The organism is Streptomyces bicolor (assembly GCF_000719285.1).
In the GTDB taxonomy this organism is placed as follows: Bacteria; Actinomycetota; Actinomycetes; order Streptomycetales; family Streptomycetaceae; genus Streptomyces; species Streptomyces bicolor.
Map to the genome: position 1 here is coordinate 166,868 of NZ_JOFS01000005.1, position 22,289 is coordinate 189,156.

20 protein-coding genes and 1 pseudogene are annotated in these 22,289 nt (G+C 67.5%); 15 read left to right on the forward strand and 6 right to left on the reverse strand.

Annotated features, from left to right (window positions below):
- Nucleotides 1–13 precede the first annotated feature (13 nt).
- The 5 genes from IF78_RS0106935 to IF78_RS50380 all read left to right on the forward strand — a co-directional run bounded on the left by IF78_RS0106935 (nucleotide 14) and on the right by IF78_RS50380 (nucleotide 4,296).
- Nucleotides 14–679, forward strand: a complete 666-nt coding sequence (locus tag IF78_RS0106935; protein ID WP_031484183.1) for a haloacid dehalogenase type II — start codon at nucleotides 14–16, stop codon at nucleotides 677–679.
- Nucleotides 680–727: 48 nt separating this feature from the next.
- Complete coding sequence (locus tag IF78_RS0106940; RefSeq protein WP_031484185.1) at nucleotides 728–2,011, forward strand: NAD(P)/FAD-dependent oxidoreductase; 1,284 nt, start codon at nucleotides 728–730, stop codon at nucleotides 2,009–2,011.
- Between the two features lie 90 nt (nucleotides 2,012–2,101).
- On the forward strand, nucleotides 2,102–3,511 hold the full coding sequence (gene aspA, locus IF78_RS0106945) for an aspartate ammonia-lyase (protein WP_031484187.1): 1,410 nt from the start codon (nucleotides 2,102–2,104) through the stop codon (nucleotides 3,509–3,511).
- A gap of 49 nt (nucleotides 3,512–3,560) precedes the next feature.
- Nucleotides 3,561–3,851: an SDR family NAD(P)-dependent oxidoreductase gene (locus IF78_RS50375; RefSeq protein WP_267882964.1), complete on the forward strand. Its 291-nt coding sequence runs from the start codon at nucleotides 3,561–3,563 to the stop codon at nucleotides 3,849–3,851.
- A gap of 28 nt (nucleotides 3,852–3,879) precedes the next feature.
- The gene (locus IF78_RS50380; protein ID WP_425314602.1) at nucleotides 3,880–4,296 is read left to right on the forward strand and encodes an SDR family NAD(P)-dependent oxidoreductase; all 417 of its coding nucleotides are present in this window, start codon (nucleotides 3,880–3,882) and stop codon (nucleotides 4,294–4,296) included.
- An 89-nt stretch (nucleotides 4,297–4,385) separates the two neighbouring features.
- Here the strand turns inward: IF78_RS50380 and IF78_RS0106955 are convergent.
- A pseudogene (locus IF78_RS0106955) lies at nucleotides 4,386–5,642 on the reverse strand (ATP-binding SpoIIE family protein phosphatase); the annotation flags it as partial.
- A 199-nt stretch (nucleotides 5,643–5,841) separates the two neighbouring features.
- Between IF78_RS0106955 and IF78_RS0106960 the strand changes: the two are divergent.
- From IF78_RS0106960 to IF78_RS0106970, 3 genes are all read left to right on the forward strand, one after another.
- Entirely contained in the window at nucleotides 5,842–7,191 is a 1,350-nt protein-coding gene (locus tag IF78_RS0106960) for an aspartate aminotransferase family protein (RefSeq protein WP_031484192.1), read from the forward strand.
- 63 nt (nucleotides 7,192–7,254) lie between these two features.
- The gene (locus IF78_RS0106965; protein WP_234439867.1) at nucleotides 7,255–8,310 is read left to right on the forward strand and encodes a phosphotransferase; all 1,056 of its coding nucleotides are present in this window, start codon (nucleotides 7,255–7,257) and stop codon (nucleotides 8,308–8,310) included.
- A 110-nt stretch (nucleotides 8,311–8,420) separates the two neighbouring features.
- A complete protein-coding gene (locus IF78_RS0106970) occupies nucleotides 8,421–9,593 on the forward strand; it encodes an ROK family transcriptional regulator (protein ID WP_031484196.1) in 1,173 nt (390 codons plus the stop codon).
- A gap of 54 nt (nucleotides 9,594–9,647) precedes the next feature.
- Here IF78_RS0106970 and solA read toward each other — a convergent pair whose 3' ends face one another.
- The 3 genes from solA to IF78_RS0106990 form a co-directional block, all read right to left on the reverse strand.
- The gene (solA, locus tag IF78_RS0106975) at nucleotides 9,648–10,793 is read right to left on the reverse strand and encodes an N-methyl-L-tryptophan oxidase (protein ID WP_031484198.1); all 1,146 of its coding nucleotides are present in this window, start codon (nucleotides 10,791–10,793) and stop codon (nucleotides 9,648–9,650) included.
- Between the two features lie 21 nt (nucleotides 10,794–10,814).
- Nucleotides 10,815–12,218, reverse strand: a complete 1,404-nt coding sequence (locus tag IF78_RS0106980; RefSeq protein ID WP_031484200.1) for an NAD(P)/FAD-dependent oxidoreductase — start codon at nucleotides 12,216–12,218, stop codon at nucleotides 10,815–10,817.
- Nucleotides 12,219–12,756: 538 nt separating this feature from the next.
- Nucleotides 12,757–13,437, reverse strand: coding sequence for a haloacid dehalogenase type II (locus IF78_RS0106990; RefSeq protein WP_031488112.1), 681 nt, complete (start codon nucleotides 13,435–13,437; stop codon nucleotides 12,757–12,759).
- Nucleotides 13,438–13,921: 484 nt separating this feature from the next.
- Here IF78_RS0106990 and IF78_RS0106995 point away from each other — a divergent pair, with 484 nt between their 5' ends.
- Nucleotides 13,922–14,608, forward strand: coding sequence for a GntR family transcriptional regulator (locus IF78_RS0106995; RefSeq protein ID WP_031488113.1), 687 nt, complete (start codon nucleotides 13,922–13,924; stop codon nucleotides 14,606–14,608).
- Nucleotides 14,609–15,030: 422 nt separating this feature from the next.
- Here IF78_RS0106995 and IF78_RS50385 read toward each other — a convergent pair whose 3' ends face one another.
- On the reverse strand, nucleotides 15,031–15,165 hold the full coding sequence (locus tag IF78_RS50385; RefSeq protein ID WP_267883003.1) for a hypothetical protein: 135 nt from the start codon (nucleotides 15,163–15,165) through the stop codon (nucleotides 15,031–15,033).
- Between the two features lie 731 nt (nucleotides 15,166–15,896).
- On the opposite strand from IF78_RS50385, the gene IF78_RS43385 reads away from it, so the two are divergent.
- Nucleotides 15,897–16,106 carry a DUF2180 family protein gene (locus tag IF78_RS43385; protein ID WP_063762257.1) on the forward strand — a complete coding sequence of 70 codons (210 nt, stop codon included), beginning with the start codon at nucleotides 15,897–15,899 and terminating at the stop codon, nucleotides 16,104–16,106.
- Between the two features lie 557 nt (nucleotides 16,107–16,663).
- On the opposite strand, the gene IF78_RS48270 is transcribed toward IF78_RS43385, so the two are convergent.
- Complete coding sequence (locus tag IF78_RS48270; RefSeq protein ID WP_158751282.1) at nucleotides 16,664–16,801, reverse strand: hypothetical protein; 138 nt, start codon at nucleotides 16,799–16,801, stop codon at nucleotides 16,664–16,666.
- 337 nt (nucleotides 16,802–17,138) lie between these two features.
- Here IF78_RS48270 and IF78_RS49470 point away from each other — a divergent pair, with 337 nt between their 5' ends.
- The 5 genes from IF78_RS49470 to IF78_RS0107025 all read left to right on the forward strand — a co-directional run bounded on the left by IF78_RS49470 (nucleotide 17,139) and on the right by IF78_RS0107025 (nucleotide 22,289).
- Nucleotides 17,139–17,567, forward strand: a complete 429-nt coding sequence (locus IF78_RS49470; protein WP_244889793.1) for a RidA family protein — start codon at nucleotides 17,139–17,141, stop codon at nucleotides 17,565–17,567.
- Nucleotides 17,564–18,670: an alanine racemase gene (locus IF78_RS0107010; RefSeq protein ID WP_031479666.1), complete on the forward strand. Its 1,107-nt coding sequence runs from the start codon at nucleotides 17,564–17,566 to the stop codon at nucleotides 18,668–18,670. Before IF78_RS49470 ends, IF78_RS0107010 begins: the two co-directional genes overlap by 4 nt.
- 71 nt (nucleotides 18,671–18,741) lie before the next feature.
- The gene (locus tag IF78_RS0107015) at nucleotides 18,742–19,476 is read left to right on the forward strand and encodes an SDR family NAD(P)-dependent oxidoreductase (RefSeq protein WP_031479668.1); all 735 of its coding nucleotides are present in this window, start codon (nucleotides 18,742–18,744) and stop codon (nucleotides 19,474–19,476) included.
- A 580-nt stretch (nucleotides 19,477–20,056) separates the two neighbouring features.
- The gene (locus IF78_RS0107020; RefSeq protein ID WP_031479670.1) at nucleotides 20,057–21,157 is read left to right on the forward strand and encodes an extracellular solute-binding protein; all 1,101 of its coding nucleotides are present in this window, start codon (nucleotides 20,057–20,059) and stop codon (nucleotides 21,155–21,157) included.
- Entirely contained in the window at nucleotides 21,150–22,289 is a 1,140-nt protein-coding gene (locus IF78_RS0107025) for an ABC transporter ATP-binding protein (RefSeq protein WP_031479672.1), read from the forward strand. The genes IF78_RS0107020 and IF78_RS0107025 overlap by 8 nt, the downstream gene beginning before the upstream one ends.

Here is a 22,289-nt window from a genome sequence, read left to right on the forward strand (position 1 = left end):
AAGGCTGGACACCATGCGAGAGATCGTCACCTTCGACGCCTACGCCACCCTGATCAACTTCGAGCTCGGTCCCACGACCCTGAAGGTCCTGGAGGACCGGCTCGACCTGGACAACCTGGATGTCGACGAGTTCCTCGACGACTTCCGCGTCATGCGCTTCCAGGCCGTCTTGGAGGCCTACCGCCCCTACCACGAGGTCCTGCACTCCAGTCTGCGCAACGCCATGCGCCTGCACGGCCTGGAGTACCGGGAGACCGACGGCGAGGCCCTCGTGGACGCCGTCCCCACCTTCGGTCCCTGGCCGGAGGTCCCGGAGGCCCTGCGGAAGCTGAAGACCAAGTACGAGATCGCCATCATCTCCAACTCCGACGACAACCTGATCGCGCGGAACGTCGAGAACATCGGCGTCGAGTTCGACTACGTCATCACCGCCCAGCAGGCCGGCGCCTACAAGCCGGACCGCCAGACCTTCAAGCACGCCTTCCGGACCATGGGTGTCGAGTCGTCGCAGGTCATCCACGTCGCCCAGGGCTGGGAGTACGACCACATCCCGACCCGCGACCTCGGCCTGAAGCGCCGGGTGTGGATCAACCGCTACGGCCGCAAGGGCAGCGCCGACTACCAGCCGTACGACGAGCTGCCCGACCTGTCGGGCCTGCCGAAGCTGCTCGGCTGCTGACCGACAGCGCACCGGCGAAACAGACAGAGAAAACAGAGGACGCACGCCATGAAGCAGATCCCCTACTGGATGGACACAGCCCCCGCCCTGCTCGACCGTTCCGGGAAGGACCTGCCCGACGAGGCGGATGTGGTGGTGATCGGCGGCGGCCTCACCGGCCTGTCCACCGCCTACCACGCCGCCCGCAAGGGTGCCCGGGTCGTCCTGGTCGAGAAGGACCAGGTCGGTTCGGGCGCCTCCGGGCGCAACGGCAGCCACTGCAACCCCGGCATCACCATCAGCCCGGCCCAGGCCCGCCAGCGCTACGGGCAGGAACGTGCTCGCGAGCTCTACGACGCGTTCCGCGTCGCAGTGGACCTCGTCGAGGAGATCGCGGTCAAGGAGAAGATCGACTGCGACTTCCACCGTGCCGGGCGCCTCGGCTTGGTCTGCAAGCCCAAGCACCTCGAGGGCATGCACGCCAAGCAGCGCGACCTGGCCGAGAACTTCGGCCACGAGACGGTCGTCCTGAGCAAGAGTGAGCTGCGCGCCGAGCTGGGCTCGGACTACTACCACGGCGCCCTGCTCGACCCGCTCGGCGCAGCCCTGCACGTGGGCAAGTTCGTCGTCGGCCTGGCAGACGCCGCCGAGCGTGCCGGTGCCGAGATCCACGAGCGCAACGCCGCCACCGGCCTCACCCGCCTCCCTGGCGGCGGCTTCGTGGTGGAGACCATGCGCGGCACCATCCGTGCCAAGCAGGTCATGGCGGCGACGGATGCCTACACCGACCAGTCGATGCCGTGGTTCCGCAAGCGGCTGATCAACGTCGGCAGCTTCATCATCGTCACCGAGCCGCTGGGGGAGGCGCGCGCCAAGGAGCTCATTCCCAACGGCCGTCTGCTGGTCGCCCATAAGAATGTCGGCAACTACATCCGTCTCACGCCGGACAACCGCCTCGCCTTCGGCGGCCGGGCCCGCTTCGCCCCGTCCAATCCGGCGTCCGACGTCAAGAGCGGTGACATCCTCAAGCGGGAGATGACGGAGATCTTCCCGCAGCTGGCGGGGGTGCGCATCGACTACGTGTGGGGTGGCATGGTCGGCTTCTCCTGGGACCGCATTCCGCACGCGGGCGAGGTCAACGGCCTGTACTACTCCATGGGTTACTGCGGTCACGGCGTGCAGATGGCCACGTACATGGGCCGCGCGGTCGCCGAGATGATGGACGGCAAGCCGGAGGCCAACCCGATGCGCGGCTTCGGCTTCCCGAAGGTGCCCGTCCCCTTCTACAACGGCACTCCCTGGTTCCTGCCGTTCGGCGGTGCCTACTACAAGGCGAAGGACCGTCTGCTCTGAGCAGGCGCCGACATCGGTGACACACCGGGGGCCTTTCCCACAGCAGTAGGGAGGCCCCCGCGATGTCCTCTGAGAGAAGGCCGTACATCCATGACCGCCGTCACCCGTGGCGAACACGATCTGCTGGGCGACCGTGAGGTCCCCGCCGAGGCGTACTGGGGTGTCCACACCCTGCGTGCGACCGAGAACTTTGCGATCACCGGTTCGCCGATCTCGGCGTACCCGCACTTGATCGACGCCCTCGCGGCCGTGAAGGAGGCCGCTGCCCTCGCCAACGAGGAGCTCGGGCTGCTGGAGCCGGTGAAGGCGGCCGCGATCGTCGCCGCGTGCCGGGAGATCCGGGCCGGTGAGCTGCACGACCAGTTCGTCGTCGACGTCATCCAGGGCGGTGCCGGGACATCGACGAACATGAACGCCAACGAGGTCGTCGCCAACCGGGCGTTGGAGCTGCTGGGCCACGCGAAAGGCGAGTACCGGTACCTGCACCCGAACGAGGACGTGAACCTCGGGCAGTCGACGAACGACGTCTACCCGACGGCGGTGAAGATCGCGACGGTGTTCGCGGTCCGTGGGCTGCTCAGGGCGATGGCCGTCCTGCAGGACTCCTTCGCGCGCAAGGCGGTGGAGTTCCGTGACGTGCTGAAGATGGGCCGCACGCAGTTGCAGGACGCGGTGCCGATGACGCTCGGGCAGGAGTTCTCCGCGTACGCCGTGATGATCGAGGAAGACCGCAGCCGGCTCGCGGAGGCGGTGGAGTTGATCCATGAGATCAACCTGGGCGCCACGGCCATCGGCACGGGCCTGAACGCCCCTGCCGGGTACGCCGAGTCGGCCCGCCGGCACCTTGCCGGCATCACCGGGCTTCAGTTGGTCACGGCGGCGAATCTGGTGGAGGCGACGCAGGACTGCGGGGCGTTCGTGCAGATGTCCGGTGTGCTCAAGCGGATCGCGGTGAAGCTGTCCAAGAGCTGCAACGACCTGCGGCTGCTGTCGTCGGGGCCGCGTGCGGGGCTGGGGGAGATCAACCTGCCGCCGGTGCAGGCGGGTTCGTCGATCATGCCGGGCAAGGTCAACCCGGTGATCCCGGAGGTGGTCAACCAGGTCGCGTTCGAGGTGATCGGCAACGACGTCGCCATCACCATGGCGGCCGAGGCCGGACAGCTCCAGCTCAACGCCTTCGAGCCGGTCATCCTGCACTCCCTGTCGGAGTCGGTCACCCACCTGCGGGCGGCCTGCCTGACTCTGGCGGAGCGCTGCGTGGACGGGATCACCGCCAACATCGAGGCGCTGCGCCGGAGTGTGGAGAACTCCATCGGTCTGGTGACCGCCCTGAACCCGCACATCGGGTACACGGCGGCGACCGACATCGCCAAGGAGGCGCTGGTCAGCGGCCGGGGTGTGGCCGAACTCGTGTTGGAGAAGGGACTGTTGCCGGCCGAGACCCTCGCCGACCTGCTCCGCCCGGAGGTCGTGGCCGGCAGCGGCCAGGTACTGCCCTGACGGCCGCCGACACCTGTACAGGCCCGTCCGCGACCGAAGAGGAACGAACATGAGACTGCAGGACGTGAACGCTGTGATCACCGGAGCACCCAGCGGCATCGGCCAGGCGGTCGCATCCCACTTCCGCCGAGAGGGCGCCAACTTGTTGCTCACCGGACGGCGACCCGAGCTGCCCGAGAGCCATCCGGACGATCTCTACCTCGCGGGTGACCTCAACGACGAGAACTTCGTCTCCGACCTCGCCGCCAGAGCGGGGGATCACTTCGGAAACGTGGGAGTGGTCGTTCTCTGCCACGGCCTTCAGAAGTCCGGCCCGCTCTCGGAGACGAACCGCCGATGACGCACGCGACCTGCTCCACAGCAACCTCCTGAGCGCCTTCCTGGCCATGAAGCACCTGATGCCGCTGGCCCCCGAGTCGGGAGCGTCGATGGTGTGCGTCAGCTCTCGCCTCGGCATGGTCGGCATGCCGAACCAGACCTTGTACTCCGCCGCCAAGGGCGGCCTCATCGCGCTCGCCCGCGGCGCCGCCATCGAATGGGCGCCCCGTGGCATCCGCGTCAACGTGGTGGCGCCCGGTCTGACCATGACGCCGATCATCGAGGCCTCATTCCAGCGACGCCCCGATCCTGCTGCCTACCAGCGCGTCAGAGAAGAGTCCATCCCGCTCCGCAGGCTCGCCACACCCAGCAAGGTCGCCGACGCGGTTCTCTTCCTCGCCTGCCCGGAGTCGTCGTATGTCACCGGTGCTGTACTGCCCGTGGACGGCGGCTACACGGCGCTCTGAGCCCACGGCGAGGACGCTGGTCAGACCCGGCCCTGACGCGAGTCACGGCGATCATCCGTGTCACGGCCCGATCACCAGTGTCACGGCGATCACCAATCAGCGTCGCTCCATTGGTCCAGCAGCGCTTCGGCCATGTCCGCGTCGGGCTCGGTGGACATGCTGAGGAGTGACTGCTTGGTCCAGATCACCTTGCCGCGGGGCAGGTAGCGGGTGCCCCAGCGCTGCGTGAACTGGGCTACGAGGAACAGGCCCCGCCCGCCCTCGTCGGTGTCGGCCGCCCGGCGCAGGTGCGGTGAGGTGCTGCTGCCGTCGGCGACCGCACAGATCAAGCTGGTGCCGTCCCTGAGCACCCGCAGCCGTCTCGGTTCGGAGCCGTAGCGGATGGCGTTGGTACCCAGTCCGCTGATCACGAGTTCGGTTGCGAAGGCGAGCTCCTCCAGTCCCAACTCCGCCAGGCGGCGGGCGACATCGGCTCGGATCCCGGCGACGGCGGCGGGATCCTCGGGCATCTCCCAGTCGGCGACCAGGGAGGGGGCAAGCAGGCGGGTCCGGGCGACGACCAGGGCGATGTCGTCGCTCGGACTGGTCGGCAACAGGGCGTCGAGGACCGCCTGACATGTTTCGTCCGCGGTCCGGCCGGAGCCTGCCAGGGCGTCGCGCAGCATGTCGATTCCGGTGCCGATGTCCCGGTTGCGGTCCTCGACGAGACCGTCGGTGCACAGGACCAGCTGGGAGCCCTCGGGCAGGGCGAATTCGGCGCTCTCGAAGGGTGTGCCGCCGCCCAGCCCCAGCGGCGGGGAGACGGGCACCAGTATGTGCTCGACCGTGCCGTCCGGGTGTACCAGGGCCGGTTCCGGGTGCCCGGACCTGGCGAGCGAGCACAGTCCGGCCACCGGGTCGTAGACGACGTACAGGCAGGTCGCTCCCGTGATTCCTTCGCTGTCGTTGCCCCCGCCGTCGTTCCTCTCGTCATCGACCTGGGTGACCAACTCGTCCAGATGCCTGATCAACTCGTCCGGGGACAGATCGAGGGACGAGAAGCTGCGCACCGCCGTGCGGAGCCGGCCCATGGTGGCGGCGGCGTGCAGGCCGTTTCCGACGACGTCACCCACCACCAGCGCGACCCTGGCCCCGGGCAGCGGAATGACGTCGAACCAGTCGCCGCCCACGCCGGCCCGCGCGGGCAGATAGCGGTGGGCGACCTCGACGGCGGACTGGTCGGGCACGGAGCGTGGCAGCAGACTGCGCTGCAGGGTCACGGCGAGGGCGTGCTCGCGGGTGTTGCGGCGGGCGTTGTCGATGGCCACCGCGGCACGGGCGGCCAGCTCCTCGGCGAAGGCCAGGTCCCTCAGGTCCCTCCTACAGGCGGGCGACCAGGTTGCGGTGACTGATCGCCCCTGGCCACCGCATCGGGCACTCTTCGCCGTCACAAGGGTTGCCGCGCCTGCACGGGAGGTATAAGTTTCAGGCTGGAACTGAAACAATCAGGATCTGCGGCTGAAGCGGCCGCGATGAGATGCGAGCCACGAAGGAGGGGATCTGCTGATGACTTCCACGCTGAGCCGAGCGCTGGCCAACTACCCCAATAGGTTCGACCCCGCAGCGCTCGGTGGCCTGCCTGAGCGATTGCAGTCCACCGTCAAGCGGCGAAACAGCGTGCTGGGCCCGGGTTACGCGCTGAACTATCGGGAGCCGGTCGAGTTCGTCTCCGGCCGAGGCGCTCACCTGTTCGACCCGGAGGGCAACGACTACCTCGACGCCTACAACAACGTGCCGTGCGTCGGTCACGCACACCCGCACGTCGTCGAGGCCGTGTCCCGCCAGATGGCGGCAGTCAACACCAACACGCGGTATGTGCAGGAGTCACTCGTCGACTACGCCGAGCGCCTTCTCGCGACCATGCCCGAGGCGCTCTCGAGGGTCAGCTTCGCGTGCAGCGGGTCGGAGGCGAACGACCTGGCCATGCGCGTGGCTCGCTTCCACACGGGTGGCGAGGGAATCGTAGTGACTCGCTGGGCTTACCACGGTCTGACTCGCGAGGTTGCGAGCTTCTCGCCGACGCTCGGAGCGGGGTCACCGCTCGGGCCGAATGTGCGGGTCATCGATGCTCCTGACCCGCGCCTCGTCCCGCCGGGTTCATCGCTTCCCGATCACATGCGAAGCCAGGTGCGCGGCGCGATCAACGACCTCGAGCGCCACGGTTACAGGCTTGCGGCGCTGATCACCGACTGCGCGCACTCCAGCGACGGCCTCTTCACCGACCCCGTCGGTTACCTGCGTGACATGGTCGAGGAGGTGCACGCTGCGGGCGGCGTGTACATCGCCGACGAGGTCCAGTCGGGATTCGCCCGGCTCGGAGAGTCGATGTGGGGGTTCAGTCGCCATGGGGTGCTCCCGGACATCGTCACGATGGGCAAGCCCATGGGCAACGGCATGCCGATCTCCGGCGTGGTGTTCAGGCCCGAGGTATGCGACGAGTTCGGGCGGTACGTCCGTTACTTCAACACCTTCGCGGGCAGTTCGATCGCGGTGGCCGCCGGTGCCGCGGTTCTGGACGTCTTCGAAGCGGAGAACGTGCAGCAGCGAGTTCTCGACAACGGCAGGGCGCTTCGAGCCGGCCTCGAGGAGATCACTCGTGAGTCTGCCCACGTCGCGGAGGTTCGCGGCAGCGGTCTGTACGTGGGCGTCGAAATCGTGAAGGACCGGGAGTCGCTGGAGCCCGATCGTGTTCGCGCCGACGACGTCATCAACGACATGCGCGAGCGTCGCGTCCTCATCAGCGGCACCGGCGAAGCAGTCAATGTGCTCAAGATCCGACCGCCGTTGGCCTTCGACTCGGCTGACGTGACGCGATTCCTCGAAACCTTCGCGGAGATCGCCGAGACTCGCCTCTAGCAGGCTGAAAGCCGAAGGGACCGAACGGTGAACACCTCGCCCCCCGCACGTATCGCCCAGCAGTTGTTCGAGGAGAGCGGCCTGGCATCGTCCCACGAGCCCATCGAGACGAACGTGGTGGACGCCCTCCTCGCCCGGCACTACCGGCTGAGCGGACATCTCGAGCGGCTGGCAACGGAGAAGGACGACACGTTCCGGCTGCGGACCGGCACGGACGACCATCTCGTCAAGGTTTCCCCGCCCGACGAGGCGGTAGCTGTCGTAGCTCTGCAGACGGCTGTGATGCGCCACCTCGAAACCGAAGCTCCTCATCTCCCCGTCCAGCGGGTCAAGGAGACCACCGACGGCGGCGACAACGTACCGATCGAGACGAAAGACGGCGGGGTGCGAGTCCTGCGCGTCTTCGACTTCGTCGAAGGTGCCGTCCTGGCGCGGACGAACCCCGATCCCTGTCAGCTTGCCAAGGCCGGGCAGATGCTCGGGCGAGTGGATATGGCTCTGCGGTCATTCAGACATCCAGCGGACGAGCGGCGCCTCGTGTGGGACCTTCGGCACTTCGACCAGTTGCGGGAGCTCATCGAGTACGCGCCCGGCGCCGCGCACCGTCGGCTGGCTCAAGAAGTGTTCCGCCTTTTCCACGAGGCCATCGTTCCGAGGCTGGGTGATCTCGAGACCCAAGTGATCCATGGTGACTACAGCCCCTACAACGTCCTGGTGGATCCGCGGACAGACAGCTTCGTCACCGGAGTGATCGACTTCGGTGACAGCATGCGCAGTGCTTTGATCTTTGATCCCGCGGTGTCTCTCGCGAACCTTCTCGGCCGGACACCGCGGGATCCCTGGCGTGAGGCATGCACCTTCGTCGCGGGATACGAGCGGGCCCGGCCGATCAAGGACTCCGAACTCCCGCTCCTGCCTGTGGCCGCGCTGGCCCGCCTGACACTCCGTGCGCTGGTCACCCATTGGCGCGCGGAACGGGTGCCGGACCGTCGCGAATATCTGCTCGAGCACGCCAGAGACGACTGGGTCAACGTGGAGCGGGCCATGGCCGTCGCCATGCAGGAGGTCGTGGACCGCTTGCTGAGCACCCGCCATGACACGCCTCGAGCGGCGCCCTGAGGCGACACTCGTCGGCTTTCGACACGGCCGACCCGGCCGCACTCGCCGAGATCGCCCCGGCGACCGAGACCACTGGTTCGGGCTGGGTACGGTCTCGCTAAGGTCATGAGGTGAGCAGCATCAACCCCACACCACGCGACTACAACAAGGCACGTGTCCTTGACGTGGTTCTCTCCCATGCGCCGTTGACCCGGAACAAGCTCATCGAGTTCACGGGGTTGAGCAAGGCGACGGTGTCGCGGGCCGTCGAAGACCTGCGCTCTGATGGGTTCGTCGTGGACGGGGGAGTCGACGCCGTCGTCGGGCGTGGCCGTCCGTCGACGTACCTCGATGTGCCCGAGACGGCCGGACACGTCGTGGGGGTCGGCTTCGGCGCCGTGACCACTGGGGTGCTGGTGACCGACCTGCGCGGCCGTGAGATCGGACACGTGGTCGTCCCGACGGTCGAGCACCACGACGTCCCCGCCGGCGGCCGGTGGCTTGCCGACCTGATCGCGCAGACCAGCGCCTCGGCACGAGGGCCCCGGCGCCAGATCGTCGTGGCACTGCCCGCCCATGTCCGCGACGGCGCCGAAGTCTTTCGGCCTGCCGATCCGATGAAAATCTTCTCCGGCAGAGGTCTCCACCGAATCGTTGAAGAGCTCCTCGACGCTCCGGTGACCTTCGACAGTGACGCGAACGCATCCCTGCTCCAGGTGCTCACGGACGACCTGAGCATCCATAACGCTGCCCTGTTCAGCGTCAGCAGCATCCTGAACTTCGCCACGTGCAGGGACCGGGAGCTGGCTCGGGGACGTACTCCTGCGTTCGGCGACATCGGTTCCCTCTCCTCGGGCATCGACGACCGCACCCTCAACGGGCTGCTGAGCACCGCAGGGCTTGCGCAGCTCGCTCGTGAACACGGACTGGACACCGAGCGCGTCGAGGACCTGTGGCTCACGTCTCAGGACCATCGAGCCCGTGCGGAGATACTCAACGCATTCACGACGGCGGTCACGACCGCCGTGAGCATCGTCGCCGTGACACTCGACCCCGAATACGTCTACTTCGTCGGCCGGTTGCGGCCCTTGGTGGACGAGGTGCTCCCCGAAGTGCGCAAGCGACTCGAACACAGCTTGCCGGCCGTGCCCCGGATCACGACCGTCTCCCAGGTTCTGGGACTCTCGGTAGCATGCGGCGCGGTGCACGCCTGCCTGGCCATGACCCACAACCGCCTGCAGGACGCGCTGCTGAAGGCACGCGCCCAGGGTCCGAAGAAGGAACAGGCTGCGCCGGCGTTCTGATCTGGACTGTGAGCCAGAACAAGGGTGCTGCACCGAGGCGTGGAAGTGGGTGGGCTACCTGGTCTTGAACCGGTCCGGACGTACGAAGTCCAGGCCTTCGACGGGCTGTTTGCCGAGCGCCTCGTGTGCGGCGATGTGGCCATAGCCGGTGGCCATCTTGAAGCCTTTTCCGGAGAACCCGGTGGCACAGTAGACCCTGCTGTTCTCGTCCAGCCAGCCGAGGAGGGGATGCCTGTCCTCGGTGAAAAGGTCGGGGAAGGCGTCGGAGCGCGCGATGGTGGGGATCAGGCCGGGGAAGAAGTCGGTGACGATCTCGGTGACCTTTTCGATTTCTTCCCGGGTGAGTTCCCTGGGCACGGAGTCCGGGTCGGGAGTTTCCCTTCCGCGTCCGTCCAGCGGTCCGTCCACCGATGCCTTGACCGTCACGCCGTCGACGGCGGGCGCGCCGTACAGCGAGCGATCGCCGTAGAGCCGACTGAAGACGGGGAAGTTCTCCGGCGAGAACTGTGTGCCGTCTTCGGCGATGAACCAGGTCAGGACGATCCGATGGGTTTCCGTGACGGCCTTGAGGTGGTCGGGCATGAGCCTGCGGGACCAGCCGCCCGAGGCGACGATGACCTTCTCGAACGTCCAGGTTCTGTCGCCCGACGTGACGACCACGCCATGGTCGGTTTCGGTGATGCTGTGCACGGGTGTGTTCTGAAGTACGGTGGCGCCGTTGGCCTGGGCCGCCGAGATGGCGGCGCTGACGGCGCGGTCGGTGCGCAGAACGCCGGCGCGGGGGTCGTAGATGGCGCAGTCGTCGGGGCGGAGGTTGTGCTGGGGGTAGCGTTCCGCCAACTCCTCCCGGCTCAGGACGCAGTGCTCGGCTCCGTTGATGCGCGTTGTCTCGAGAAGGCTGTTGATGAAGCTGCCGTTCGCCGTCCCGATGGACAGGCCCCCGGTAGTGGTGAGGATGTCCTGCCCGGTTTCCGTTTCGAGCTCGACCCACAGGCCCCGAGAGCGTTCGATGATGGGGTAGTAGTCGGGCTTCCCGAAGTAGATCATGCGGAACAGGCGGGTGTCCCCGCCCACGGCACTGCGGCCGTGGGCGGGGGTGGCGGCCTCGAAGCCCACGACCGAGTCGGTCAGCCGGGAGGCCTGCCACAGGGCCATGCTTCCAATGCTGCCCAGGCCGATGACGGCGAGTTGTGCGTCCATGAGAGCGGTTTCCTTTGTCGTTTACTCGTGAAGTCCGGCGAGTCTGCTGCCGAATCTGGCCAGGAGTGAGGTCTTGCCGGAGTTCCTGCGCTCTTCCCACCGGTCGGCAATGCCGAAGAGCCGGTACATGGCGTGAACGCCCAGCCAGCGGACGGGTTCCGGTTCCCACTTCCGGGCCCGGTAGCCGACCCAGGGAAGAGTGGTCCGCTCGGTTTCCTTCTCCAAGGCGAGCTCCACGAGAGTCCTGCCGCCGACGTAGGCCGACGTGACGCCGTGTCCCGCGTAGCCGGTGGACGATCCGACCCCGGATGCCGGGTCCCAGTGGACGCCGCCGTTCCAGTCGCGCGTGACGCCCAGGACTCCCGACCAGGCGTGGTCCACCTCGAAGGGGATGCCCGGGAAGAAGGTGCTGAGCTTGTGCGAGATCAGGTCGATGGTGGACTGGGCGGTCGCACCGGCTCCCCCGGTGCCGGACCCGAAGCGGTAGGGGACACCGCGGCCCCCCATGGCGATACGGCCGTCCGACGTCCGCTGGGCGTAGATGAACGTGTGCGCGGAGTCGTTGAGGCACTGGAGTCCGTCCCAGCCGATCTCCTGCCATGCCTCCTGCGGCAGGGGCTTGGTCACGATCATCGAGGAGTTGACAGGGATCAGGGTCCGGCTGCCGAGCAGCGGTCCCGAATAACCTTCGGTGCAGATGAACGTCTTGGCCGCGGTGACGCGTCCGTTGGTCAAGGTGAGGGTCTTGCCCGCGACACTGTCCACCCGGCTGCCCTCGAAGATCCTCACGCCCATTGAGGTCAGGGTGTCGGCGAGACCGTAGACGAGTTTCGCGGGGTGGATCCGCGCGCAGTGCTTGTAGAAGAGCCCGCCGTGGACGGTGGAGATGTTGATCCGGCTCCGGAACTCGTCCCGGCCGAGCATGTGGACTTCGTCGTCGGTCAGCCCGTACTTCAGATCGGCATCACGCCTGGCCACCAGTCGGCCCAGCCCCGCCTCCGTGTGGGCGGCTACGAGCGCACCACCCTTGTGCTGACCGGCATCGATGCCCTCGGCCTGGAGGATGTCCAGGACCGCGTCGACGCCGGCGACGAACTCCTGCTGCAGCGCTCGGCTCGCCTGCAGCCCACCCCCGGCGCGGGCGAAGGTGGCACGGTTTCCCGGCGGCATCGCCGAGAGCCAGCCGCCGTTACGCCCCGATGCGCCGTAACCCACCTGCTCGGCCTCGAAGACGGCGACCGAGAGCGACGGTTCGAGCTTCTTGGCGAAGTACGCCGCCCACAGGCCGGTGTAGCCGCCGCCGACAATGGCGATGTCGACGGATTCCTGGCCGGTGAAACGGGGGAACGAGGGCCTCTTGTCGGCCAGTTGGGCCACCCAGAAGCCGAGCTCTCCGTTTCGGGGTGGTGCCGCAGGGGCGTTCATGGTGTGTCCTTCTTCTGTCTCGGGGAACCGCGGGGGCCGGTACTGGAGGAGGGGCGAGGCGCCTGAGCGGGATCTGCCCCTCACGCTCGCGGTGTGTGGCCTCCGGGGCGGACCTGCGCTGGAGCGAGGGCGTCGAGTGCCTGTTGACGCCGGGGCACAGCCGCACAGCTCATGATGGGCTCGCCGCTACACCGCAGTGCAGATCACCTGGATCTCGACAGGGGTGTTGAGGGGCAGCCCGGCGACACCGATCGCGGTGCGGGCGTGCCGTCCGTTCTCGCCCAGCACCTCGATGAGCAGTTCACTGGCCGCGTTGGCGACCTGCGACTGCTCACCGAAGTCCGGCGTGCCGAGAGGTGGATGGCGGAACCCACCGCCCGGTGGGGCACGAGGTACGCACTGTCGGCGAGGACGGGCAGCTTCAGTCCCAGCGCTCGGAGCCTTTCTGCCGCCGAGTCACCCTTGACGGTTTGAGGCAGGGGCCGACTCACGCCGCCACCGCCTTGCTGCGGTCATTTCTCGCTTCTCCGCTCGGGTGTCACGGGCGCGGCAGGCCGAAGAGGACCGGGAGGTCGGCGATGTCGGTGATCCGCTCGTAGCCGAGCCAGTGCTCGTCGTGCTCCCAGCCGCGGTCGACGTACACCTTGTTTTCGATGCCCATGATGGCCGCGGAGCGCAGGTCGTACATCGGGCTCGCGGAGACGTGCACGAGCTCGTCCGGTGTCACGCCGAGCCTGTCAAACATGTACTCGAACGCGCGGAGTCGCGGCTTGTAGACGCCCATCTCCTCGGCGCTGATGACGACCTCGAACGGGGCCTTGAGGTTCTCCGCGAGGCGCACGGCGTGCGCGGTGTCGCTGTTCGTGATGATGACCAGCGGGACCGCCTCGGCCAGGCGGTTCAGCGCCTCGGTGACACCGGGCCACGGGCCCCAGGTGGGGATGCGCTCGTACACCGCGCGCGCATCGTCCTCGCGGTACTCGAGACCGACCTTGCGCGAGGCGCGTTCCATGGAACGCGCGACGACCTGGTGGAACGGCTGGTACGCGCCCGTGCACTCGTCGATCCGGTACGCCTTGCAGATCCGCAGGTATTCATCGGCGACCTCGGCCGGCAGCAGGTCGCCCAGGACCTCACGCATCGTGTCGTTGATGCTGAACTTGATCAGCGTTCCGTTCATGTCGAACGTCGCGAACTTGGGCTTGACGTCGAATCCCACTCGGTCCTCCTGGTGTTCCGTGGAGCAGCCTGACGCTCTGGTCGATTGTCGACCATTTGGTTAGTCGATTGTCGACCAAATGTGTCGCGCCTGTCAACAGTGCCAGAGGAGTGCCAGGGCAGACCGGCGTTGATCCACTTCTGTGCATGCGGACCAGGTCGTGGCCAAGTCTCTGGAACGGATCGCGCGCGGCTCGGCGTGGCGTACCCGTAACGCGACGGTCCGGCGGTGTACGAGGAGATTCCCCTGGCTCATCGAGCAGGCCGCGAGCCTCGGCAACGTCACCGGTCTGTCGGGTGCTCGGCTATCGCCGGACAGGCATCGGCCTGACAGTCAAACAGCACCCCATGGGACACTGGCCTGTCGCCGCGACCCGTGAGCCGGACCCCCTGCCGGACAACCAACTTGAGGTGCGGCTTCAATCAGCAGAGGTATAGTCGACAAACGACCAAATGGTCGACAGGTACTGAGGGAAGGCGACGGGGTGGACCACAAGTTCGAGTGGCAGGAGCAGCGGATGACGACGCCGGACGGCGTCTACCGCACACTGCGTGCCGCCATCCTCGACGGGACCGTACCTCCTGGTGGCCAGCTGCGCGAGGCGCACATCGCCGCGGATCTCGGGATCAGCCGGTCCCCGCTGCGCGAGGCGCTGACCAAACTGGAGGAGGAAGGGCTCGTCGTCAAGATCCCCTACCGTGGGGCGTTCGTCGTAGAGGTGAGCGCTCGTGAGGTCGCCGAGATCGACTCGGTCCGGCTACGTGTCGAGCCGTACGCCGCCGAGCTCTCGGCCGAAGCACTGCGCGGTCCTGAGCGGCCTCAGTTGCTGCAGACCGTCGAGGATCTCCGGCGGGCCATGGAGAAGGACGACATCCCGGCCAGCATCGACGCGCACCTTCGCTTCCACAGGCTCTTCTACGATCTCTCGGGGCACGGCGTCCTGCAGAGTCTCTGGAACGGCTGGGAGACCAAGCTGCGCCTCCACCTCAGCGTCGATCACCGCACTTACAGCGACGACCCGCAGCAACTGGTCGTCGAGCACGAGCGGTTGGCCGCGGTTGCCCTGGAAGGTGACACCGAAGCGTTCCGTCAGGAACTGGCTGCCCACTTCCCCATGGGGCTGGGAGTCCAGACGGGAGACCCGGGGGAGCGCACGCCCCGGCAAGTCTGAGGCCATGCCGCCTGCGTGAAGGGTCCAGGCCTGCTCGCCACCGTGACGTTGTAGACCCATGCCGAAACGTCAAAGGATCAAGCTCTCACCGGCAACGCGATCTTGTAGTGGATCTTGAGTGAGGGGTGCCGGTTGTCGGTCGGCGCGGTGGGACAGGCAGGCGGGCGACGGGGCGTTTACGGCTGTGCGGGTAGCTGCGCGGGCTCCGCTCTTCCCAGAGTCGGCGGGTCGCGGCGGCCTTGTGTCATACGCGCCGTTTCTCCCGCGGTGCAGGTGGCGTCGATTCCGGTGCGCTCGATGATCGATGTGTGCGACCACGGGCAGGACGTCGAGTGAAGGGCACGCCGGGGTTCGACGTCGCGCTCGGCCGTGGCCTTCCCCTGGAGAACCCTCGGCAGCTGGGTGTCGTCGGCAGGCGTGGATCACCGGCGGAACATGCCGCGGCCCTGGCCAGGTGAGGTAGGGGCGTCTTCCAGGATCGAGCGCACCGGCAGCACCACGGTGATCTTGACATGCCACAGCCGGTCGGCGCCCGTTTCGCCGCGGCTGCGAGTCACGGTATAAATCCGGAAAAGCTTCGGTCCGCCAGCAGCATGCCCGTGGCCGGCCACCTGCGGACGGCTGGCGAGTCTGCTCGCTGACGAACGCGCCGAAGGTAGCATGGACTCGATCGCGCACCGCGACCAGGCCAATGCGCCCGTGCCACCGAGTTCGTCGAGAATGCCCCGGTGTGGCCTGCCCCGGCCCCTTGGCTCGGCCCGCGGGCGAAGCGCCGGTATGTGGTGGCGGCAGCCCCCCCACGAGCTGCGGCAGCGCCGCGCCGTCGCATGGCCGGCCCGAACTCGGAGGCACAGCGGCGGCTTTGATGCCGACGCGGCCGGTCTCGCGGTAGGCCAGGAACGCCTCATTGCTTCAGGGGCTCGCTGAGGCGCCTGGACTCGGGGATCGGCCGGCGACTCGTCGGTCCTCACGGGCTGCCCCCCCCGGCGGCGCCGTCCGCACCGTGCCAGCGTTCAACGGGAGATTCTCCCTGGAGCGCGGGTCGCGCGGCGCGGGGACGCGAACCGCGCCGCCGTACCTCTGAACAGCGAAAGCTGATCGATAGTCAGGTCAAGCTACTGCACCGCATCGCACCCTGGCCATACGATCGCGATCGAGTCTCAGTCTTGACAAAGTCTAAACTGGCGCCTACTTTTCAAGCTCCTTGAGTAGGTGTGCGCGGCCTGGGTGGGTTTTGTTCATGCTGGTTGGCTGCCACACCTGGCCCCTGCTGAAATCGGAGTTGGACATGAGGTGCTACGACTGCCTTCAGGAGGCGCGCAGCGAAGCCACCGGCATCGGTGTGTGCTCACGCTGCGGCTTGGCCGCCTGCGAGAACCACGCCCGTGTACGTCAGGTACAGGTCACCCGCCAGGTCGGCATGGGCGCTGCGTACGGCCGTATCCCGGCACGCAGGGTGGTATGCCACACCTGCGACATGGCCGAGACGGCGCACTGACCCGGATGGTGCGCTTATCGCACCGCGTTATCGATCGCCGAACGAGCGATGCCCGTCCGAGCAACTCTTCTTGGCCTGCCCGGACGCCGCCCCGGATCACTGGTGCGGCGTCTGGGCCTCAGTCGTGGCGACGGTCGGTGCGCCATGCTGAAGCGTGACCGCGGACGACAAAATGTCGTAGGAGCAGGGTGAGGGCGGATGAGCCGCCGGGTGTCCAGCACATCAACCGCAGCGTGGACGGGGCGCGCTGCTTGAACCCGGGGGACTCCCAGGGGCGCGCGATCGACGAGGCCGCGACACCCGGTGGGATCTGTGCCCGGACTGCAGGGCGGGCACCCACTGACCGCCGGGCAGTCCGAGCCGCCGCATGGTGCGACTCGGGCAGCCGAATGTGGGCGCCTGAGCTGTCGTGATCAGTCCGCCGCGGGATCTTGACAGGCAGGGCCATCAGCGGGCCTGTGGCGGACGCGTCGATGTTCGGCACGCAGAGGCCTGTTCCTGTATGCCGCCTCGGCACCCCTTCTTGGCGGGCCTGCTCCTGCTCGGCGGCAGCTTCCTCAAGGGCCGACCAGAACGGCGCGGTCAACTTCCGCTGTTCGTCGGTGAGTTGCTCCGTCGCGGTCTTCTTCCTGCCGGATCGGCTCGACCATCCGTGTCAACTGCTTGATAATCCCGCCGCCGTCTGCGTTGGCCATGCGGACAGGTGTGCTGCACATCCTCGTCCACGCCGAACCCGATGGGGCCGGTGGGCCAGGTCGCGGCGTCGACCGGTCGCTTCGGGCAGCGGCGGGTCCAGCCGCACGTCCTGTTCCGAGGCCACGTTCGGGGTTGAAGTTCGTATTGACAGTGCTCGACGGACAGCCATATGGTCGACAAACGACAATAGGCTGGCGGTTTTAAGCCACCATACGGCGATTTGTCGCCGCTGTTACTCGAGAGGAACCGAGTGCAGATGATCAAGATTCAAGTGAAGCGGGTTCTCGTGGCCGACCGCGTGGGTGTGTGCCGTGTTCCGGCCGCGGAGGTGGCTCGATGAGCCAGTCCGTGACTTCGGCAGCGAACACCGGCTCGGCTTCCGATCGGCTCCAGGCCTTGGATCTGGCCCTTCCCGAGCTCCGTGACAACCCGTACTACGTGCACCACCGGACCGTGGGCTCCAGCATCTACATCTCGGGCCAACTGCCTTTCAAGGACGGTTGGCTGCTGGGTCGGGGAGTCGTCGGCCGGGACGTGGAGCTGGAGACGGCGCGGGAGCTCGCGCGCCATGCCGCGCTCAACTGCCTCGCTGCCGCTGTGCAACAGTCCGGTCGAGATCCAGATGGTCTGCACCGCTGTTTAGGCCGGCCCGACGTCGGTGTACCGCAAGTGCGCGATATCGCGGGCCGCGCCCGTTCGGCATCCAGGGGGCAGCACCCGTGCCCCTCGATCATTCCAGGCAGAACCACAAGGAGGGCAGCGTGAACCGGCTGCAACGAGCACTCGACGCTCTGGTCGAGCGGATCGACACCCCGGCGCCGATCGTGCTGGTCGACGTCATGCAGGGCAACATCGACCGCGTTCAGGGCTTTGCCGACCAGCGCAACCTCAAGGTCAGGCCGCACGTCAAGACGCACAAGTGTGTGGAGATCGGGCGACGCCAGATCGAGGCCGGCGCGGTCGGGATCACCGCGGGCAATGTCGGTGAGGCCGAGGTCTTCGCCGCGGCCGGGTTCGACGACATCTTCCTGGCCTACCCGATCTGGGCCGCAGGAACGAAGGGGCCCCGGATCCGCCGGCTCGCCGAGTCGGCCCGGCTGCGGGTCGGCGTCGACAACGTGCCGGCGATCGAGGCTCTCGCCGACGCGATGGGAGAGGAACCGGACCGGCTGCAGGTCGTGATCGAGGTCGACTGTGGCGCCCGTCGTTCCGGGGCGCCGCCCGAGGCCGCGGGCGATCTCGCGCTCGCCGCCCGCAAGCGCGGTCTGGTGCCGGTGGGAGTCTTCACCTATCCCGGTCACGGCGGCGCGGGTCGGGACGCTCGCCGGCGCGCCGCGCAGGACCAGGAGGCCGCGCTCACCATCGCGGTACGCAGCCTCGAAGGTGTCGGGGTCACTGCGGAGGTGGTCAGCGCCGGCTCCACTCCCACCCTCGAGTTCGCCACCAGCGGCGTGATCACCGAGATCCGTCCCGGCGAGTACGTCTTCGGCGATCTGAACAACGTCCGGCTGGGCTCCTGCACGGAGGACCAGATCGCGCTGTTCGTCGCCGGCACCGTGGTCAGCGACCGGGTCCCCGGCCAGGTCATCGTCGATGTGGGCAACAAGGCCCTCAGCAAAGAAGGAAGCCCCGAGATCGGCTACGGCGGCATCGCCGGCACGAAGGCGGTCCTGTCCAAGGTCAACGAGTACCACGGGTTCCTCCCGCTGCCAGACGGCGAGTTCCGCCCCAGCGTCGGCAGCGTCGTACCGGTCGTGCCGAACCATGTGTGCCCGGTCGTCCTCGGTTTCGAGGAACTGATCGTCACCGACAGCACGGGCACGTCGCTGCAGCGCTGGCCGGTCGACGCCCGCGGATTCCTCAACTGAGCGCCACCGGACGAGATTTACGTGGCCGAGCCCGCGACCCGACCTACCTCCACCGTAAAGGAATGCCTTACATGAGACTCAACAACGTCGCGGCCCTGGTGACCGGCGCCAGCAGTGGCATCGGGGAGGCGGTGAGTTCCCACTTCCGGCGCGAGGGCGCGCGGCTGCTGCTCACCGGCCGCAGGGAGTGGCTCGACAGCGCTGAGCCCGACGACCTGTATGTTCCCGGAGACCTCAATGACGAGGCGTTCGTCGAGCACCTGGCCAAGCAGGCCGCCGAGTCCTTCGGCACCGTCGACGTCGTCGTCCTCAACCACGGCCTGCAGGCGACCAGTCCGCTCACCGAGATGGCCTACGACGACGCGAAGAACGTCCTTGAGAGCAACCTGCTCAGCGCATTCCTGGTGATGAAGCATTTCGCGCCGCTGATGCCCGAGGCAGGGGGATCGATCGTCTGCGTCAGTTCACGGCTGGGCATGGTCGGCATGTCCGGGCAGGTCCTGTACTCCGCCGCCAAGGGCGGCCTCATCATGCTCGCCAAGGGCGCGGCGATCGAATGGGCCCCCCGCAACATCCGTGTCAACGTCGTCGCTCCGGGACTGACCGCCACCCCGGTCATCGCAGCGGCGTTCCAGCGCAGGCCCGATCCCGAGGGCTACCGCCGCGAGCGCGAGAGCACGATCCCGCTCCAACGCCTCGCCACCCCTGAAGAGGTCGCTGACGCGGTGCTCTTCTTCGCGTCGTCGGAGTCGTCGTACGTGACCGGATCGGTTCTGACCGTCGACGGCGGATACACCGCTTTCTGAACACCCCTGCCGGGCATCACCACCAGCAATGGGCTGAACGACCTGTTCTCCGTCTCGCCTTCTGCCTCGGGCGACCGCTGACCGCATGACCGATCGAGCACGAGTCGAGCGGATGCCCCGATACGCCGCACTCGAACTGCGCCTCCACAGCGGCCAGTGCCGACGACCGCATCCGAGCCACCCGGGCCACCTCGGCTCCAGCCGTGACGCGTCGCCAGTCTCCGCACACCGGGAACGGGCCACGCCCACGAGTACGTGCCACACGCCGCTAGGCAAACGGCTCATCGACCGTGGCCGCGGCTACCAACTTCTCAAGCCCAACCGCCACCACCCTGCCGGTCACGCCTGCGACGGCTCCGGCTTCCCCCACCGCCACTCACCCGGTCTTCCGGTCGGCGCCGCCCCCGACACAAGGTCGTCGGGAATTTCGATCCGCGGCGAACACGCGCCCAAAGCGGCGACCGGCATCGCAAGCGGGCAATGCTTCCGTCCGCGTTGGTCGCCCCGCACCATCCCCCGCACCTGCGAGGTAAAGCCCCCGCACAGCTGGTCCCATGCGTCCTGTACGAGGAGTATTGCCATGAGTAATCCCCAGATCGGCCGTAGAGCGCTCCTGCGTGGAGCAGGCGGCCTTGCCGCCCTCGCCGCTCTTCCCTCCCTCTCCGCCTGTGGTACCGGCACCAGCCGCGCCTCGGCCGGCGGCGGTAAGGGCGGCAAGACGGTGGTCGTCCGTGACAGTGGCGGTTCCTATGGTGCGGCCCTTCAGAAGGCGATCTACACGCCGTTCACGCAGGAGACCGGCATCCAGGTGCAGGTGTTGAACCTGGACGACGCTCCGCTGCTGGCGCAGATCCAGCAGGGCCGGCCGCAGTGCGACCTGATCAACAACTCGATGATGTCCCACACCAAGTACGTCAAGCAGGACGCGCTGGAGAAGCTGGACCTCGACCGGATCAAGAGCGTGAAGAGCGCGAAGATCCCCGAGGCCCAGATCACCGACCACGCCGTCGGCCACGCCTTCTACGGCCAGTGCATCGGGTACCGGACCGATGCTTTCGGGGGTAAGAAGCCGGAGTCGTGGGCGGATTTCTGGGACACCAAGGCGTTCCAGGGCTCCCGTGCCATGGTCCATCCGGACGGTGATCTGCCGGAGTTGGAGTTCGCGCTGCTGGCCGACGGCGTGCCGATGGACAAGCTGTACCCGCTGGACGTGGAGCGCGCCTTCAAGGTGCTGACCCGGCTGCGGGGTGACATCAAGAAGTTCTGGGACAGCGGCCCGCTGCCCGGTGTGCTGCTGAGCCGCCAGGAAGTGACGATGTCCACCGTGTGGGACGGCCGGCTGGCTGATCTGCAGAAGCAGGGCGTTCCGGTGGAGCGGCAGCTGAACGGTATGCGCCGCCAGTTCTCGGGTTATGCCATCGCCAAGGGCGCGGCCAACGCGGACGCCGCGTACCAGCTGATGGACTTCTCGCTGCGGGCGGAGAGCCAGGCCAACCTGGTCAAGTTCTTCCCGTCGAACCCGTCCTCTCCGGTGGCTTACGCCAAGCTCACCGAGGACGAGCGCAACGCGTCCGCGGGTGCGCCGCAGTACTACGACAAGGGTTTCGACGCGGACGTCGATTGGTGGCTGAAGAACGAATCGGCCGTCACCAAGCGCTGGTTGGAGTGGGCTCGTGGCTGATTTCGGTATCGCCGCACCGTCCGTCAAGGTGGCCGACGGTAAGTCGGCCACGGCGACCGGCAAGTCGCTGTCGGTGGTGGCCCTGCGCAAGACTTACGGCGGTGTCGTCGCTGTCGACGAGGCGTCGATGGAGATTGAGGCGGGGGAGTTCGTCACTTTCCTGGGCTCTTCGGGGTCGGGCAAGACCACGACGTTGATGATGATCGCCGGGTTCTGCGAACCCGACTCCGGCACGATCACCGTCGGGGACCGCGACGTGACGCGGCTGGCGCCGCAGAAGCGGGGTCTCGGTTTCGTCTTCCAGCAGTACCTGCTCTTCCCGCACATGACGGTCAGTGAGAACGTCGCCTTCCCGCTCATCCTGCGCGGAGTGGCGAAGAACGAGATTCGCCGTCGGGTGGGGGAGACGCTGGAGATCGCGGGCCTGTCCGGGTTCGGCGGCCGTAAGCCGCGCGAGCTGTCCGGTGGTCAGCAGCAGCGGGTCGCCCTGTGCCGGGCGCTGGTCTACCGCCCGCCGGTCATCCTCATGGACGAGCCGCTGGGCGCCCTGGACAAGAAGCTGCGTGACCAGCTCCAGGTCGAGATCAAGACCATCCAGCAGGAACTCGGCCTGACCGTCATCTATGTGACGCACGATCAGGAAGAAGCGCTGGTCATGTCGGACCGCATCGCGGTCATGCGCAATGGGCTGATCGAGCAGTTCGACAGCCCCCGGGAGCTGTTCGAGCGGCCGAGGACCCCGTTCGTGGCGGACTTCCTCGGCGCGGCCAACTTCCTGCCCGGCCGCATCGAGCAGCACGACGGCGAGCACACCCTGGTCCGCCTGGACAACTCCGGCGGCCTGATCACAGCGCGCCGCCACCAGCTGGCCGCCAACACCCCGGTCAAGGTGGCTGTGCAGCCGGGACGGCTGCGGGCCTGCGCCGCCGACGACGGGTTCTGTACCGGCACGGTGGAGACCGCCACCTATGTGGGCACGCTGGTCCGCGCCGGGGTGCGGATCGACGGTGGTGACGGGCCGCTGGTGCGCCTGGAAGTCCCGGCCGGCCGGGGCCCCGTGGCCGGCGAGCGGGTCGGGATCACCGCTGACCCCGAGGACGTCAACCTCTTCGCCGACGAACAGGCAGGGTGA